This is a genomic window from Streptomyces sp. NPDC041108, from assembly GCF_055592645.1.
Genome location: NZ_JBVIYK010000026.1, coordinates 1 through 15,805 on the forward strand (window position 1 = coordinate 1; position 15,805 = coordinate 15,805).

Consider the following 15,805-nt stretch of genomic DNA (forward strand, 5'->3'; position numbering starts at 1 on the left):
TGCGGTCAAGAGGGTGTCTAACTCGGTCGTCACAACCCGATGTTGGACACCCTCCCTGCGTCCGTGAACCCCGCAATAGGAACTACTCGTCTAGGGCTGGAGGTCGCACTGGTACCAAGTGCCTGACTTGCCGCCGAGATCGGCCGGGGCGGCTGGGCCAACCGGGACGAACCCGGCCTTGGCCAAGACTCTCCGGGACGCGGCATTGTCGTGGGAGGTGGCTGCCCGCAGTGTGCGCAGGCCGTGCATCGCTGTCGCCGCCCGGCACAGCTCCCGGACGGTCGCGGTCGCCACGCCGCGGCCGGCGGCCCGCTCCGCGACCCGGTAGCCGAGTCTGGCCGTCCCGTCCTCCAAGTCGTACAGGTTGAATCTGCCGAGCACCGAGCCGTCCTCGGCGACGAGCACGTAGAAGGCGCAGATGCCGGCCTCCTGCTCGGCCAGCGAGGCGTGGAACCAGTCGCTGAACCGGTCGAAGAAGTCGTCGCCGCGGTCGGAGATCGAGGCAGCGAAGTAGGTGCGGTTGGCCAGCTCGAAGGCCAGGACCGCCGGGGCGTGGCCGGCATGGAGCCGCTTCAGCTCGGGCATCGCCCGACTCTATCCAGATCGTGCGTTGAGCCCGCCCGATTTTCCGCCGGTGACGGACAACCTCGAGCCCCCGCAGCGCCGACGAATCCGACTCACCCGGTATGGCCAGGGAATATGTGGAAGCGCGGCGGGGGTACCAACAGGGGGTCGTCGAGCGCACGCTGCCCCAGAGAGCAAGGAGCCTGCCATCGTGTCTTCCGCATCCCAGAGTCGACCGTGGGACGTTCGCCGGCTGCCGTCCGCTCAGGGAAGGACCTTCCTGGTCACTGGAGGCAACGCCGGGATCGGCTACTTCGCCGCGGAGCAGCTCGCCGCCACCGGCGCCCTCGTCGTACTCGGCAGCCGGGACACCACGAAGGCCGACGCCGCCCTTGCCTCGATCCGCTCGCGCGTCTCCGGCGCGCAGGTGCGGCGCCTTCACCTGGACCTCGCCGACCTGTCGTCCCTGAAGACCGCCGTGGACAGACTGGACCTCGACCATCTAGACGCCGTGGTCTACAACGCGGGTGTCGCGCTCGACGATCTCCGGCGTCAGGAGACCGGGGACGGCCACGAGCTGATGTTCGGCACCAACCACCTCGGCCACTTCGCGCTCACCCAGTGGCTGGCCCCCCTGCTGTCAGCCTCGTCGGCGGGCCGCATCGTGACGGTGGGAAGCTTCGCGGCGCGGTCCGAGCGACTGGACCTGAGCGATCTGCAGTCGACCCAGGACTACCGGCCCAAGCGCGCCTACGGCCGGTCGAAGCTGGCCCAGATGTGCTTCGGCTTCGAACTCGATCGCCGTCTGCGTGCCGTCGGCAGCATGGTGCTCAGTGTGGTGGCCCATCCCGGTGGCGCACTTGACTCCCTCACCCCCTCGCGCCCGCCCGTACGCGTGACCAGCCCCGGTGAGCGGCTGCGAGCTCTGCCCGCCGGGCTCTTGGTCCAGGGCAAGGACGCCGGAGCATGGCCCGTCGTCCGTGCCGTCCTCGACCCGGAGGTGCGTGGAGGGCAGCTGTGGGGGCCGAGGGTCTTCGGGCTGCGTGGTGTCCCACGGCGTGAGCCCGTCTCCTCTCACATGGCCGACCCGGCCGTCGCAGCTCGCCTCTGGGCCGCCAGCGGTGAGCTGGCCGGCACCGATCCGCACCTCGGCTTTCGGTAGGCGGGAGGCGCACCCCGGGCGGACATCCGGTGGCCAACCCCCGTGTTCCGCCCGGCCGGGACGCTCCGGCACAGCCAGGTGCCCGCAGGAGGTCGTCACTCCGGATCGTCGAGGCGCGGAGCGGGAGACAAGGGAGACAGTCGAGGTGGCTCTCGGGCGTCTTGTCGTAGCGGCCCGCGTTACCTCGCCGGACTTCAGCTTGTTGATCAAGCGCCTCGACGGTGTTCCGCTCCTCGTGAAGATCGGCGTCATGGCCTGCGGGTCGGCCGGCCCCGGAGCCACTGCTCGTCCTCGCACACGGGGCAGTGACACGCGAGAAGACTCGAATCCTCACATGTACGCGCACACACTGCCTCGCAAGGCACACCGGAACACGCGGAACCACGTTGACACGGACCGTCGCCGGACATTGACTGTCTGTACGGCGTGGGACCATTGCACTCCGGAAAGCACGGCGAAGCACTCCGTTCCCGCCTCGCCCAGACCCCACGGGAACCCGCCCACCAGACACCAGCGAGGCCGGCCATGCCGTTGCACGGACGATCAGGAACAGGGCACGGACTCTGAAAGGGAGGACCACCGAAGACCTCGACCGGGCCACGCGCAGCAGGCGGCCACGGTGCCGGGACAGGATCGGCCAGGGCTCCGAAAGCCTGAAACAGGCCGTCGAAAAGACCAAGGACGCCTTCGGGCGGGACGGAAGCGGCACCCGATGATGTACGACCAGACTCGCGCCCAGCAGCCCGCGGACCAGACAGCGGGCTCCGGCAGACGCCGCACCCCCGGCCCGGAGCCGCTGCTCCCGTCGGCCGAGAGAGACAAGATCCTCCTACGCCTCCGGCAGGCCCTCAACACCTTCGCCGACACCCCGCGCGAGGCGCTGGAGGAGGCCGAGAGCGCCTACGACGCGGCCATCGCCCAGCTCGTGAGCGCCCTCGCGGAACAGCGGCGCGTCCTGCGCGCAGGGTGGCAGGACCGGGACCCCGAAACACAGTCCGACGAACTCCGGCAGGCGCTGAGGCAGTACCGAGAGATCACCCAACGGCTGCTCCAGCTCTGGTGAGCTGGTTCGGAGATGCATGAGCAGGAGCGGCAAATGCGGGATGGCTGGCCGCACTACTCATGCATCTCCGGCATCGGCGTCCACCTGCCGCACCGGGTCCTCCTCGGCTGAGGCCACGGAGTTCAGCGAGTTCGACGAGTTTGATGAGTTCGACGACTTCGACGAGTTCAGCGAACCCACGTGCGGTCCGCTGCCCGATCCGCCCCGAGTCGTGGTCGATCTGCATGGTGCGGGCCTGCGACAGGAAGTCGTCGTACGGGAAGTCAGTGCCGAGCAACACCACGAGGCCCGCCTCGTGCATCGCGTCGTAGCAGGTGGCCGTAACCGAGCCGTCCGCTCATCTCCGATGGCCTCGGCCGCGGCGGCCGGCGTCCGCCGCCTCCTCGTTGCGCACGTCGATCCACTCGATGCCGCCAGTGCGCCGGAGCGCGTCCACAGCGGGACGGGGACGGTCGCCTGGCGACGCCGTAGATCCGTTCCCTCCCTGCCTGTCCAGGACGTCGGTCAGCTGCTGCGCCATCCTTCGCGCCCGCAGGAATGTGCGCGACTACGAAACCCGGCCCGAGCACTCCGAGGCGATGCTGACCCTCGCCGCCATCACGCTCATGACACGTCGCCTCACCCGTCAGGCCACCTACCCGAACGCAGCAACGCCACGGCCGACAACTACAGTTCGGGCAGCCCGATCAATCACCTTATAGCTCGGGCCAGAACCATTCCTTTCTCCATGACATAGAGAAAGCAGTCGCGGATTTGCTTCCACCAGACGACGGGCCGGGCATCTGAAATCAACATGAGGGAGCCCCGGCTTCCTTGCCCGGGCTCCCTCGCGCTACGACGTCATAGTGGGTCGTGGGGCGGCGGAGATCTGCCGAGGCTTCACGGGTGAGCCCGAGCTGGGTTTGGGCGGCGATGATCAGCCACGTCCAGCGGTCTCCGGCCTCGGGGGTGCGGAGTTTCGGCCGGGTCCAGCCGAGCCTCTGCTTCATCGGCCGGAAGGTGTGCTCGATGTCGAACCTGCGCAGGAACGCCTGCCGGTGGGCGTCGACGTCCTGGCTGCTCAGCCCGGTGGCCGACGACCACCGCCAGAGGGGCAGCGCGGGTCTCCACCACCGGGGAGTTCACCGGTGGGGCCGATCCATGCGGAGCGGGTGGTCAGCCTCGGATGGATGCGCTCCCAGGCCATCGCGCGGGCGGTGCCGTACCGGTCCGTGACCTGGACCGTCGCCGCATCCGGCTCGCCCCAGGTTTCCGGCTTGGCAGAGCGGAACTCCTTGCCATGCTTCGGCGGTCGCCCGCCCTCCCGCCCTGGGGAGATGGGACAGGGCGTACTCCTTGCGCGAGGGCGAGGGCGAGGGCGAGGGCGAGGGCGAGGGCGAGGGCGAGGGCGCCCTGGGCGTCTGCGACGATGCCTCTATGGACGAGGAAGTCATTCCCATTCTTCGCGTTGAGGACGCTGCGGCTGCGGTCGCGTGGTATGAGCGACTGGGCTTAGCCAAGCAGTGGGAACACCGCTTCGAACCGGGACTTCCCGCGTTCGTCGAGGTCGCCCGGGGCGGGGTGCGGTTGTTCTTGTCGGAGCACAAGGGCGACGCCCGTCCCGACACGCTGGTCTACCTCCGCATTCGTGATGTCGAGGCCATCGCCTCCGAGTTCGGTGTGCAGGCGAAGGACGCTCCGTGGGCGCGTGAGATTGAGTTGCGCGACCCTGACGGCAACCGGCTTCGGATCGGCACGCCGACGGAATGACACTCGCCGGCGGCGTGCGGCAGGGAAGCTGTGCCGGTGGCTGAGCGAGTACGCGTCCCCGAGATCGATGACGACGAGGGGTAGCGCCTGCTGCGGGTCATCGGCCGGGGCAGTGGGTCGGTGGTGACGTGGCGACGGGCACAGATGGTGCTGCTGTGCCGCGCAGGGCATGCCCGTGGCGAAGATGGCCGAGGTGACGTTCACCAGCGCGGACCGGGTCCGGGATGTGATCCACAACTTCACCTCGGCCTGATGGCAGGTCGACCTGGGGCAGGCCCACCAGCTCGGACAGTTCTCTCTGACGACGCGCCAGGACCTCGACCAGTCGGAGGCGCGCAGCCAGTTCGAGAAGGCGATGACTTTCCGGCCTCACCGTACCCACGCGCCGACAATGCCGCGGCATGGGCGCGCTTGATGACGAGTTGATGCATCTTGGAGACCCTTGTTCTCGTCTCCGCCACCCCTTGGACCACACCACCAGGAGGAACCAGTGTCATCCCCGCAACCGCTCACCTCCGAGGAGAAGCTCGCCGACGCGAAGAGGCTGTTGAGCCTCCCGCGTATCGTCGTGATCTGCGGCTCCACCCGCTTCGCGACCGAGATGAACGAGGCCGATCTGCGGGAGACCACAGCCGGAAGGATTGTCGTCAAACCGGGCTGTGACATGAAGTCGCCGCACGAACTCTGGTCCGACCCTGTCGAGGCCGAGGCGCTGAAGGTTCGACTCGATGATCTGCACCGGGCGAAGATCCGGCTCGCTGATGAGGTGCTCGTAGTCGGCGACTACATCGGAGACAGCACCCGAGCCGAAATCGCCTACGCCCGGTCGCTGGGCAAGCCCGTGCGGTTCACGCACCCCGAAGTCGACCCTGACGCCTGACCGCCCGCGGGTCGGCCCGAGCGGATCGTGTTCGCCGGCCGGCACGAAGCGCGCACCGGTCTGGGCCGTCGGTGCCGCCGACGTGGTGGCCGCGGGCGGCTGTTGCGGGTCAGGACGTCGGTGACGGCGCATAGTGGTGGGCAAGGTGGGTGGCGAGGTCGCGGAGGTGAGCCCTGGCTTCGACGGGGCCGTGCACGGTGATCGCGCTCCCGAACGGCAGAAGTGCTCGCACGTCCTCCAGACGCAGGAAGCGGATCGTTACCTTGCGGCCGGTGGCGGAGCCTTCATGGTCGTCCAGAACGAGTCGTTGGCCGAGGATGCGTTGCGCTCGCTCGATCTGGGTCTGGTCGATGGTGGCGGTGACCTCTACCGCGTGCCTGTGCTCCCACTGATCAACGAGCGCTGCGGCGACGGTGGCCAGGGTCTGCTTCTCGCGGATCCGTCGTGGCTGGTCGACTTCTTTCCACGTCGTGATCCGTTCGAGTCGGTACATACGTGGCACTCGGGCACGGTCGGCGACGAGATACCAGATGCCTGCCCTGGCGAACAGCCCGTAGGGATCCACGACTAGGTCGCGTGGGCGTGACTCGCGTGGGCTGTCGTACTCGATCCGAAGCCGGCGACCTCGCCGCACAGGGCCGATCAGCGAAGCCGGAGTCGTGCCGGAAGCTCGTGCCTGGAGCCAGGGGCGGCTGTCCACGTGCACTACGTCGGTGAGCGGCAGCAGCTCATGACCTAGACGTGGCCGTGTAGCGACGACCTTGGTGAGCGCGCGCCGGCTTTCGACCGATGCGTTGAGCTCCGCACGTTGCTTCTCGTCCAGCCCGGTGAGCGACAGATGATCACGCTCGTCCGGCGTGAGTCGCGTGAGGTCGAGCCCGGCCCCGGGCAGCATGGTCACGCCTCCGAGGCGCCCCCGTTGTGCGGTCACCGGCAGTCCGGCGTCGCGGAGCCAGTTCAGGTCCCGGGTGATGGTTCGAAGGGACACCCCGAGCGCCGAGGCAAGTTCCTGTGTGGTCACGGCGTCCCTGGATCCGAGGAGCACCATCAGGGAGAAGAAACGGTCCGGGGTCACACACCAAGTTTTTCAGGAATTGCGACAGGATGCGGCGCATATCGCGATCAGGCTGGTGGATACGTACCTGCCGACCTGTGAGAAGGAACAACCATGACCACATCCGTCGTGTCCATCGTCTACGTGAACGACGCTCCCGCCGCAGCTCGCTTCTACGGCGACCTCCTCGGCATGAGCCCCTCGTTCGAGACTCCGGGATACATCACCTTCGACCTCGGGCCGGGCGCTGACCTCGCTCTGTGGTCTGGCCAGTTCGAGGATCTGTCAGCGGACGTCCCGCGGACCAGCGAGGTGTGCCTGGCCATAGACGGTGGGCCCGACGAGATCAACGCGATCTTCACGCAGTGGCAGAACAAGGGCGCCACGATCCTGCACGAGCCTCATGATGCGGGGTTCGGGCCGACCTTCCTCGCAGCCGATCCTGACGGGAACCGTATCCGCGTCGCACCGCGGGGCTGACGGGCCACCATGCGGCAGGCGCCCACCGCAGGTGTTGCGCCTGCCGTCGTCCGGCTTCGAGAGGACGACGAGTGCTCCCCCCCACGCCATGCGCCCCTGAGCGTCGAGGGCCGTGGGCGGCTCGTGAAGCGGCGCCAGACAGTCACGGGTGCGACGAGTCCAGGCATACCGACCGGAGCGCGGCTCAGCGTTCGGCGTGGCCGGTGTGCCAGCCGGTCGCGCGCTGGTGGCGGGCGGCCACCGAGATCACGGCGGCGTCGGCGCAAAGGGTCAACCGGGTGTCGTACGCTCCGCGCCGGGACTCGGCGGCGGGCCGTGCCATTGCGTCGCGCAGCCGGTCGGCGCCCATGTCGCGCATCGCGGAGGCGAAGGCGGCCTGCCGGGACGGTGGTACGAGCGAGATGACGTACGCGTTGGCGCCGAAGCGGACGCACCGGGATGGGCCGGCGCTCGGGGAACCGGGCGGAACAGCCGGTCACGCCTGCCGCCGTCACCCGGTGGTGGCCCGCCGGTCCCTTCGTACAGGGATGTTCCCGCGGACGGCCGACTCGCCCTGCCGTGATCGGCGGGGGCCCCGGCCGCCGTCACGGGGCCGGAACCCCCGGGGCCCCTGACGGGAACGTCCCCAGCCCCCATGCCGTCACCACTGTCACCGCTGGGCGCCTGATGGTGAAAGGCATGGTCGGGAGGGTGGTGCCATGGACCCGGCCCAGCGCCACCTGACGCCCGCAGGCGTTACTTCTCGACGATCGTGATGTCCTCGATCGGCCGGGTCATCCTGATGGTGTTGCCGGTGATCTCGACGACGTGCTGCAGGCCGTGCAAGGGCTTCTCCTGCCCTGACAGGCGGAACTCTTCGTTTTCGCCGGCCAGATAGGCGGGGAAGCAGGTCAGGGACGGTCCGAAGAGGCGGATGTAGTCCGCGAGCCGGCGGAACAGCTTCGGCAGGATCACCTGGTGCGCGGTGATGGAGGTGAGGTCCTTGATCTTGGCGCCGTCCTCGAAGGTCACGTCATTGGCCCACACGCTGTCGGGGGCCTTGGCGGCGCGTGCCTGCCGGGTGGTTTCGGCCATGTCCTCGCGCAGGTCTTCGGGGAGTTTGCTGTAGAAGGTCGGGTAGACCAGGCCGAGTTCGAGCAGCCGGTGGTTGGCTGTCTGGTGCAGATGGTCGGTGGTCACGATGCCGCGCCGGCCGTTCTTGACGCCCGGCGGCAGGTCGCCCCGGCCGACCAGGGCGATACAGCGGCCGAAGATGTCGGCACCGCTCGCGAGGACGTAGCCGGGCACCGTCTCCGGGGTCGAGGCGACGACCTTCTCCTTCTCGTCCATGAGGATGCTGTGGAATCCCAGCCAGGACAGCAACTCGTCGCGGGCGGCGCGAGCTCCCAGGTTCAGTGGCTGATGCACCTCTTCGGGGCCCACTCCCTCGTAGTGGGTCTCCAGCGCGTCGATGGCGTCCATCCGGACCGTCCCGCCGCCACGGCTGTTGCGCTCGACCCGGTTCCGGCCGGGCACGTCGCACCAGAAGCCGGGGTCCTGGGGCAGGAAGGAGACGGTGTCGCCGTCGGGCCGGGTGTTGATGATCCGATACGTCCCTTTGATGGCCAGCATGGGCATGGGAATGGGCGCAGGCGTGGGCATGGATGTCTCCAGTGGCGTGGGGAGTGCCTCGGAGGCCATTGTCGTTCGGCGGGACGAGGAAACCGGGGACCGACCGGGGGGCGCGCGAGCAGGAGCGTGGCGCCGCGTGCGAAAGGGTGAGCGGGACAGTGCACTGCCGTGATGCGGCCGGCACCGCGTGCGTGCCGGCCCGGCCGCTCCCCTCGCCTCACACGGTCAACCCCAGGTGGGTCCTGACGTAGGAGATCAGGCGTGCCGGAGTGTCGACCTCCGGGAGGTGGTCGTCGGGGACCGAGACTCCGTACTCCTGCTCGATGATGGCGATCGCGCCCAGGACGGCGAGCGAGTCGTAGCCGAGGTCCGAGAAGGGGAGATCCAGGCTCTCGCCCTCGAACGTCGTCTCGTCCTCGCCTGCGGATTCCCTCTCGTCCGTGCCCGAGACCAGGCCGGAGAGGTGCTGGTTGACCGCGGGCAGGGCCAGCAGCTCGCCGACGAGTTCCCGGAGTGGGTCGGTGCGCGGGTCGGGGTCCATCAGGGCGAGCTGGGCGCGGGTTTCGCGCAGTACCCGTGCCGCCACCGGGTGCCGTTCGCGGTGGTAGCTGTCCAGCAGGCTCTCCGGCGCACCGCGGCGCAGGGTCGCCGCCAGTTTCCAGCCGAGGTTCACGGCCTCCTGGAGTCCGAGGTTCAGGCCCTGGGCGCCGATGGGGAAGTGGATGTGCGCGGCGTCCCCGGCGAGCATCACGCGCCCTCTGCGGTACTCCTCCACCAGCCGGGTGGCATCGCTGAACCGCGAGAGCCAGTGGGTTTCCGCGAGGTCGACGGACCGCCCCGTGACGCGTGCGATCGCGGCCCGGAGTTCGTCCGCGCCGACCGGGCGGGCCGTGTCGCCCACCGGCGCACGAAACTCGGTGGTCAGGACGCGTACCACGGGTGTTTCGAGGGCCACCGCCATCAGCAGCCCGTCCGGGGTGCGCAGTGTGCCGGGGATTCCGGTCGGCAGCTGGGAGGGGTCCGCGAGCAGGACGTCGCCCAGGAGCGCGGTGACGTTCGCCGCCGTACCGGGGAAACCGAAGTCGCCCAGGCCGCGCACGGTGGACCGGCCGCCGTCGCAGCCGACGAGGAAGTGTGCCGCCAGTGTGTACACGCCGTCGGGACCGCTCACCTCGGCGGTGACCGAGTCCGTGTCCTGGACGAACGCGGTCAGCCGGTGGCCGCGCCGGATGTCGGCGGCCAGCTCCGTGGCACGGGCGGCCAGCAGACGCTCGGTCTCGGCCTGCGGGATCAGCAGGGAGTACGGGTGTTCGCTGGGCAGGTCGCCCAGCTCCAGCAGTGGCTGCAGCCCCGCGAAGTGGGCCTTCGGCCACTCCTTCCGGCCGTTCCGGAAGCGGTCGGCGAGACCCCGGTGGTCCAGCAGCTCCATGGTGCGCGGCTGGAGCCGGAAGGCCCGGGACTGCCGATTGGGTTCCGGCTCCCGCTCCAGCACCGTCACCTCGACGCCGTGCAGGCGCAGCTCGCAGGCGAGCATCATGCCGACCGGTCCGCCGTCCACGACGATCACATCGGCCATGCGCTCCTCAACTCCGGTGCCTCGTAGGTGTGTCGGGTGCGCGCAGAGCCACGGCGGTTCACGACAGCGGCCTGGTGTAGCGCCCATAGGCCAGGTCGCCCTCGCCGATCAGCACCGTGACCGGTGAGGGCGTGCCGAAGTACTCGTCGCAGGCGCGCTTGACGCCCGGGAACTTCACCACGGTGCGCGGGTTGGCCTCGGGGTCCGCGTAGTCGTCGAGGACGAGCGCACCGCCGGGGGCGAGCCGCGGGACGCACTCGGTGAGCGACACCACGGTCGAGCCGTAGAGGTCGCCGTCGAGATAGCCGAAGGCGATCAGGTCCGGCAGGCCCGCGGCGAGGGTGTCCTCGAACCAGCCGGGACACATCAGTGGGGGAGTGCGCCCCAGACGGCGAAGGTGGCCCGGACCTCCGCCATGCCGGCGGACATGGCGCCGAGCGGCATGACGATCTCGTCCTCCTCCGTGGTGTCCGGCAGGCCCTGGAAGGAGTCGAAGACATGGACCGGCCGGTCGTCGCCCAGTGTGTCCAGGACGGTGCGGATCCACAGGGTCATCGCCCCGCGGAAGCAGCCGAGTTCCACGATCGCGCCGGGTACGCCCTCCGGGACGATGTGCTCGATCTCGGCGCGGACATGGCCGAGACGGTCGGGGTCGACCGTCTCGCCGTGCTCCTTCAGGAGCCACCGGCGCACCTCGTCCAGGACGTCCTCCCGGGCGTTCGTGACGTCGGACTGGCCCGGCCACTACTTCTGCATGGTGCCGCTGGGCTGGGCCCTGCAGGCGGCGGGCCACGAGGTGCGTGTCGCGTGCGCACCGGCCCGGACGGCCGCCGTCGCGCGGACCGGCCTGGTGGCGGTGCCCGCGCTGGAGTCCGTCGACATGGTCACCATGGGCCGGATGTTCCGGTACCTGGAGACGGTGGCGGGCGAGCGTCCGGGACTGCCGCTGCACCCGTACACCGGGCGGCAGGTGGCGTCCCTCGACGAGTTCGACGTGGCCGCCGAGCTGCCGCTGTTCCAGAAGCGGGCCTTCGAGGCGATCCGCCGCGGCTACGACGGCGCGGTCCGCCTCAGCCGTCGCCGGCAGCCCGACCTGGTCGTGCACGACCTCACCGCGCCCGAGGGCGCCCTGGTCGCCCAGCTCACCGGCTGCCCCGCGGTCTACCACCCGCCGGGCCTGTTCGGCACCGCGGAGACCGAGGCGGGCGTCGACCTCGGCGACGGCGACCCCACGGACTCGTTCGCCCGCTACGGCCGGCCGCGCTGGCACCAGAGCCACGCCGAGTACGTCATCGACCTCTCGCCCGACGCCGCCGCACCACCCGTGGGCACCGCCCTGCGCTTCCCGGTGCGGTACGGCGGACCCGAACTGCTCGACGCCACGGAGGACTATCTGCGCCGGCTCCAGCAACTCGCCGCGGCCGGCCTGCGGGACGGCACCTCCCCGCTCGAACTGGCCCGCAGCACCGACCTGGGCCGCTTCGCCGGTCTCCTGGACCCGGAACGCCTGGTCGGCAACCTGCACCGGTGCGCCGCGGAACTCGCCGCCCGTCCCGAGGGCTGTGCACTACCGCTGCCTCGGATCTTCGCCGAGATGGTGGAGTTCAACGACGGCCGACTGCCACGGTGCCTCGCCTGAGCCATCGACCCGGCACCCCTGACAGAGCAAGCCCTGCCCGACTCCGACCGAAGGGCCGGCCGACTGCTGCGAATCCTCCCCCAGGTGCTGCGCGGCCCGGACGCGTGCACCCCCGGCCGGCACGCCCTCGTCACCCGGCACCTGCTGCTCCACACCCCGGTGTCCAGGTTCGACGCGTTGGCGGGCATGGCAGCGGGCGCGAACCTCGATGGCGCAAGAGGATCATGAGGCAGATCCACGGACGCGCCGGACACAACGTCCTCCGCCACCGCACCCTTCTGTGAAGTTGCCCAGGCATCTCAACGTCCCCGCGGCGACGAAGTCGGTGGCGCGTGGCTTGAAGTCCTGCAGCGACGTGGCTTGTCGTTGGCGTTTCCGAAGGACTGCCGTTGGCGTAGCGTGGCCGCGTGTCAGAGCCGCCGCTGTCGCCCGCCGCGCCCCGCATTCCGCCGCAGCCCGCGGAGGAATGGGCTGAATCCGTGAGGGAGACGTTGTCCGCCGACATCGGTTCACTGGGCCTCGGCGTGTCTTCGCTCGGTGAGGCACATGTGTTTACGACGCTTGCCCGCCATCCGGAGTTGTTCGCCGCCTGGCTTCCCTTCAGCAGCCAGTTGCTGCTTGCGGGTGAACTGCCATTTGCTGAACGCGAGTTGGTGATTCTTCGAGTGGCTCGAAATTGCGAGTCGCCCTACGAGTGGGGCCAGCACGTGAGGATCGCCGCGAAGGCCGGGCTGTCATCGGACGACATCGCGCGGATCGCTGCGGGTCCCGACGCGCCGGGTTGGACGGAACGACAGTCGTTGTTGTTGCGGGCCACGGACGAGCTGCGCTCCGGCGCCCGCATCGGCCAGTCGACGTGGGAAGGGCTGGCCCAGCACCTGACGGAGCGCCAGTTGATCGAGCTTCCCATGCTGGTGGGCCACTACCATCTGCTGGCCTTCACCCTGAACTCCCTTCAGGTGCTGCCGGAACAGGACTGTCCGCCCATGGCCTGACGGGAGGGCTCGGACAGCAGCCGGTTCCGTCTTTCCGTATCCGGCTGTGCGTACTCATCCGGCCACGGAGCGGAAGCCTTTCATCGCCCGTTCGCGCCGGCTCGTCGGCGGGTGGCTGTTCTCCGCCCGGTTGTTCAGGTGCTTCGGCTGCCGGTGCTCGACGCAGGACATGACCTCGCGGTGGGCCGTGCCGTGGGAACGCAATTGGTGACCGCGTTGGTCGACCGGGCGGTGACCCTTCCTGGAGGGTGTGGCGCGACGCTGTCTGAGGCACAACGGCAGCTGCACCGCGGACTACGAGAACTTCTTCGCCGACGGGTTCTACGTGTACGTCACGGTCTGCGAGTACTGGGGCAACAACGAGGACAACTGCCGAAGCGCCAGGGGCGTCGCGTAGCTTCCGGTCACGTCCGGTACCGCGGTGATCGCCGTGCCGAGTGCACGTCCTCTCGCCACCACGTCGACCGTGGCGAAGGTGGCGGTCACCGCCTGCGCGTCCACGTCGTCGATCCCGGCGAACACCAGCCAGTCCAGAACGATATGTCGGCCTGCACGACCAGCACCCTCACCGGCCGTTAGCCGGCTACGAGCCCGGCCACCGCACACCTGACGGAGTGTCGACACCGCCCCTCGGATGGTAGGCGCACGCCGTCCCGTGCGACCCGGACCTTTGCAACCGAACACAGCGGACACCTCCGCGATCGCTCGCCAAGATCTGTGCAGAGCCCGCCAAAGTGTCGGTCTCCCGCGCGGGTCCCGGCGCTCTGGTGCGGGCAGCACGGCCGGCACCAGGCCGGCGGCGTACGCCAGGGCGCGGTCGACGTCGCCGAGCCCCCGGTGGATCCCGACCCTCCGATGCCCGGAGTACGTCACTTTTCAGCCGTGTCCCTCTAACGTCCCGACACGGAAAGGTACTTCCGTACAGGAGCACGCGTCTGACATCTTGCATCCACCACTCGTTTCGTACGGCCCGGCCGGTGCCCTCAGCACGGTCGGGCCTTCTCCGGAGGACGCCTTGATACCCCACATATCCAGCCGACCTAGACGCACGCTGGTGCTGGCGGCCACGCTCGGCGCCGCCCTCGCGTTCGGCGCCCCGGGCGCCCTCGCGGCCACGCTCCCCGTCGGCTCCTCCACCGCTCCGGCAGCCGAGGCCCAAGCTCCGGCCGCCGTGCCGGCCTCCCAGAGTGCGACCTGGGTGGCCGGCACGCGGGCCTACCTCGTGATCACCGCCCCCGGTGACAATGCGGCGGTCCGCTCCGCGATCGAGGCCAACGGCGGCACCGTCTTCTCGAACTTCGACGCCATCGGCGTGATCGTCGCCCACTCGGCGTCCAGCGGATTCGCCACCGCCATGCGCGGCGTCGCCGGCGTGCAGCAGGTAGGCGCCACGCGTACCTCGGACGTCCCGGCCGACGCCTACAACCCGGCGCTCCCGGCAAATCCGCCCCAGGCCTCGACCTCGGCCGGAGAACCGGTCCGGGCCGACATGAGCCAGATCAAGGCCGACCAGGCCTGGGCCGTGAACCCGGGCTCCGCCTCCGTCAAGGTCGGCATCCTGGACACCGGTGTGGACGACCAGCACCAGGACCTGGCGCCCAACTTCGACGCGGCCGACTCGGTCTCCTGCGCCTACGGCAAGCCCGACACCCGCGCCGGCGCGTGGCGGGACGTCGACACGCACGGCACCCACGTAGCGGGCACCATCGCCGCGGCCAAGAACGGCAAGGGCGTCGTCGGCGTGTCCCCCGGGGTGAAGATCTCCGCGGTCCGGGTCGCTGAGCCGGGCAACTCCTTCTTCTTCGCCGAGAACACCATCTGCGGCTTCGTGTGGGCCGGTGACCACGGCTTCAAGGTCACCAACAACAGCTATTACACGGACCCGTGGCAGTTCAACTGCCCGGACAACATCGACCAGGCCGCCATCATCGAGGGCGTGAAGCGCGCCCAGGAGTACGCCGAGGGCAAGGGCTCCCTCCAGATCGCCGCGGCGGGCAACGAGAACTACGACCTCGCCCACAAGACGACCGACTCCGCGAGCCCCAACGACTCGACGCCGGTCACCCGCACCATCACCAACGCCTGCCTCGACATTCCGACCGAGCTGCCGGGCGTGGTCACGGTCGCGGCCAACGGCACGGGCGTCACCAAGGCCTCGTTCTCCAACTACGGGCAGGGCGTCATCGACGTCGCGGCGCCGGGCAGCAACGTATATTCCACCGTCCCCGGCGGCGGCTACGGCAGCAAGAGCGGCACCTCGATGGCCACCCCGCACGTGGTCGGCGTGGCGGCACTCATCGCCAGCGCCAACCCGGGCATCACCCCGGCGCAGATCCGCGCCAAGCTGGCCGCCCAGGCCAACGACATCGCCTGCCCCTCGGACAGTCGCTGCACGGGCACGACGGCCAACAACTCGTTCTTCGGCGAAGGACAGGTCGACGCCCTCAAGGCCGTCGGGACCACCCCGCCGCCCGGCAAGTACTTCGAGAACCTCGCGGACTTCGCCATCAACGACAACGCGACCGTGGAGAGCCCGATCGCCGTCACCGGCGTGACCGGCAACGCCCCGACCACCCTCAAGGTGGGTGTGGACATCAAACACACCTACATCGGTGACCTGAAGGTCGACCTGGTGGCGCCGGACGGCACCGTCTACACGCTGCACAACCACGCCGGCGGCAGCGCCGACAACATCGCCCAGACCTACACCGTGAACGCCTCCTCGGAGGTCGCGAACGGGACCTGGAAACTGCGCGTCAATGACAACGCCGCCTCCGACACAGGCAAGATCGACGCCTGGAACCTGACCTTCTAGCGCAGGGCCCTGCACCGCCCGCGTACAGCACGCGATGAGCCGGACAGATCCCCGCCCGCGACCGCGGACAAGGCGGGCCGAGGTCTGTCCGGCCAGGGCTGTGAACTGCTGGGCGGCAGAAGCCATATCCGACCGACAGCGGGGCCGCGGCTGCGTACGCGGCCCCGAGGAGTACCGGCCGGCATGAGCGGCGGGCGCCGAGCAGGGTTCCTGTGAG

At 69.5% G+C, this 15,805-nt stretch carries 16 protein-coding genes and 4 pseudogenes; 10 read left to right on the forward strand and 10 right to left on the reverse strand.

Going from position 1 to position 15,805, the window contains the following annotated elements; genetic code table 11:
- Window positions 1-90 precede the first annotated feature (90 nt).
- The gene (locus tag ACZ6BB_RS38935; protein ID WP_471619833.1) at window positions 91-585 is read right to left on the reverse strand and encodes a GNAT family N-acetyltransferase; all 495 of its coding nucleotides are present in this window, start codon (window positions 583-585) and stop codon (window positions 91-93) included.
- 190 nt (window positions 586-775) lie between these two features.
- Between ACZ6BB_RS38935 and ACZ6BB_RS38940 the strand changes: the two genes are divergently transcribed.
- The 3 genes and pseudogenes from ACZ6BB_RS38940 to ACZ6BB_RS38950 all read left to right on the forward strand — a co-directional run.
- A complete protein-coding gene (locus tag ACZ6BB_RS38940) occupies window positions 776-1,726 on the forward strand; it encodes an SDR family NAD(P)-dependent oxidoreductase (protein ID WP_471619834.1) in 951 nt (316 codons plus the stop codon).
- 712 nt (window positions 1,727-2,438) lie between these two features.
- On the forward strand, window positions 2,439-2,789 hold the full coding sequence (locus ACZ6BB_RS38945; protein ID WP_471619835.1) for a hypothetical protein: 351 nt from the start codon (window positions 2,439-2,441) through the stop codon (window positions 2,787-2,789).
- A gap of 518 nt (window positions 2,790-3,307) precedes the next feature.
- Window positions 3,308-3,490, forward strand: a pseudogene (locus tag ACZ6BB_RS38950) (IS5-like element IS4811 family transposase); the annotation flags it as partial.
- 153 nt (window positions 3,491-3,643) lie between these two features.
- Here ACZ6BB_RS38950 and ACZ6BB_RS38955 read toward each other — a convergent pair.
- Window positions 3,644-4,141, reverse strand: a pseudogene (locus ACZ6BB_RS38955) (NF041680 family putative transposase); the annotation flags it as partial.
- 64 nt (window positions 4,142-4,205) lie between these two features.
- On the opposite strand from ACZ6BB_RS38955, the gene ACZ6BB_RS38960 reads away from it, so the two are divergent.
- The 3 genes and pseudogenes from ACZ6BB_RS38960 to ACZ6BB_RS38970 all read left to right on the forward strand — a co-directional run bounded on the left by ACZ6BB_RS38960 (window position 4,206) and on the right by ACZ6BB_RS38970 (window position 5,418).
- The gene (locus ACZ6BB_RS38960; RefSeq protein WP_471619836.1) at window positions 4,206-4,538 is read left to right on the forward strand and encodes a glyoxalase superfamily protein; all 333 of its coding nucleotides are present in this window, start codon (window positions 4,206-4,208) and stop codon (window positions 4,536-4,538) included.
- 87 nt (window positions 4,539-4,625) lie between these two features.
- Window positions 4,626-4,785, forward strand: a pseudogene (locus tag ACZ6BB_RS38965) (helix-turn-helix domain-containing protein); the annotation flags it as partial.
- Between the two features lie 243 nt (window positions 4,786-5,028).
- The gene (locus ACZ6BB_RS38970; RefSeq protein ID WP_471619837.1) at window positions 5,029-5,418 is read left to right on the forward strand and encodes a hypothetical protein; all 390 of its coding nucleotides are present in this window, start codon (window positions 5,029-5,031) and stop codon (window positions 5,416-5,418) included.
- Between the two features lie 109 nt (window positions 5,419-5,527).
- On the opposite strand, the gene ACZ6BB_RS38975 is transcribed toward ACZ6BB_RS38970, so the two are convergent.
- On the reverse strand, window positions 5,528-6,493 hold the full coding sequence (locus ACZ6BB_RS38975; protein WP_471619838.1) for a helix-turn-helix transcriptional regulator: 966 nt from the start codon (window positions 6,491-6,493) through the stop codon (window positions 5,528-5,530).
- Between the two features lie 93 nt (window positions 6,494-6,586).
- Between ACZ6BB_RS38975 and ACZ6BB_RS38980 the strand changes: the two genes are divergently transcribed.
- Entirely contained in the window at window positions 6,587-6,952 is a 366-nt protein-coding gene (locus ACZ6BB_RS38980; protein WP_471619839.1) for a VOC family protein, read from the forward strand.
- A gap of 184 nt (window positions 6,953-7,136) precedes the next feature.
- Here the strand turns inward: ACZ6BB_RS38980 and ACZ6BB_RS38985 are convergent, their stop codons facing one another.
- From ACZ6BB_RS38985 to ACZ6BB_RS39005, 5 genes are all read right to left on the reverse strand, one after another.
- Entirely contained in the window at window positions 7,137-7,310 is a 174-nt protein-coding gene (locus tag ACZ6BB_RS38985) for a hypothetical protein (protein WP_471619840.1), read from the reverse strand.
- 377 nt (window positions 7,311-7,687) lie between these two features.
- Window positions 7,688-8,593 (reverse strand): nuclease, encoded by a 906-nt coding sequence (locus ACZ6BB_RS38990; RefSeq protein WP_471619841.1) that lies wholly within the window; start codon window positions 8,591-8,593, stop codon window positions 7,688-7,690.
- Between the two features lie 187 nt (window positions 8,594-8,780).
- Window positions 8,781-10,139 (reverse strand): FAD-dependent monooxygenase, encoded by a 1,359-nt coding sequence (locus ACZ6BB_RS38995; RefSeq protein ID WP_471619842.1) that lies wholly within the window; start codon window positions 10,137-10,139, stop codon window positions 8,781-8,783.
- 58 nt (window positions 10,140-10,197) lie between these two features.
- Window positions 10,198-10,506 carry a TylF/MycF/NovP-related O-methyltransferase gene (locus ACZ6BB_RS39000; RefSeq protein WP_471619843.1) on the reverse strand — a complete coding sequence of 103 codons (309 nt, stop codon included), beginning with the start codon at window positions 10,504-10,506 and terminating at the stop codon, window positions 10,198-10,200.
- Window positions 10,506-10,832 carry a TylF/MycF/NovP-related O-methyltransferase gene (locus ACZ6BB_RS39005; RefSeq protein WP_471619844.1) on the reverse strand — a complete coding sequence of 109 codons (327 nt, stop codon included), beginning with the start codon at window positions 10,830-10,832 and terminating at the stop codon, window positions 10,506-10,508. The genes ACZ6BB_RS39000 and ACZ6BB_RS39005 overlap by 1 nt, the downstream gene beginning before the upstream one ends.
- A 28-nt stretch (window positions 10,833-10,860) precedes the next feature.
- On the opposite strand from ACZ6BB_RS39005, the gene ACZ6BB_RS39010 reads away from it, so the two are divergent.
- Both ACZ6BB_RS39010 and ACZ6BB_RS39015 read left to right on the forward strand, forming a co-directional pair.
- The gene (locus ACZ6BB_RS39010) at window positions 10,861-11,778 is read left to right on the forward strand and encodes a hypothetical protein (RefSeq protein ID WP_471619845.1); all 918 of its coding nucleotides are present in this window, start codon (window positions 10,861-10,863) and stop codon (window positions 11,776-11,778) included.
- Window positions 11,779-12,185: 407 nt separating this feature from the next.
- A complete protein-coding gene (locus ACZ6BB_RS39015) occupies window positions 12,186-12,773 on the forward strand; it encodes a carboxymuconolactone decarboxylase family protein (RefSeq protein ID WP_471619846.1) in 588 nt (195 codons plus the stop codon).
- 57 nt (window positions 12,774-12,830) lie between these two features.
- Here ACZ6BB_RS39015 and ACZ6BB_RS39020 read toward each other — a convergent pair.
- A pseudogene (locus ACZ6BB_RS39020) lies at window positions 12,831-12,980 on the reverse strand (IS6 family transposase); the annotation flags it as partial.
- Between the two features lie 114 nt (window positions 12,981-13,094).
- Complete coding sequence (locus tag ACZ6BB_RS39025) at window positions 13,095-13,295, reverse strand: hypothetical protein (protein WP_471619847.1); 201 nt, start codon at window positions 13,293-13,295, stop codon at window positions 13,095-13,097.
- Window positions 13,296-13,827: 532 nt separating this feature from the next.
- On the opposite strand from ACZ6BB_RS39025, the gene ACZ6BB_RS39030 reads away from it, so the two are divergent.
- On the forward strand, window positions 13,828-15,588 hold the full coding sequence (locus ACZ6BB_RS39030; protein ID WP_471619889.1) for a S8 family peptidase: 1,761 nt from the start codon (window positions 13,828-13,830) through the stop codon (window positions 15,586-15,588).
- Window positions 15,589-15,805: the final 217 nt, after the last annotated feature.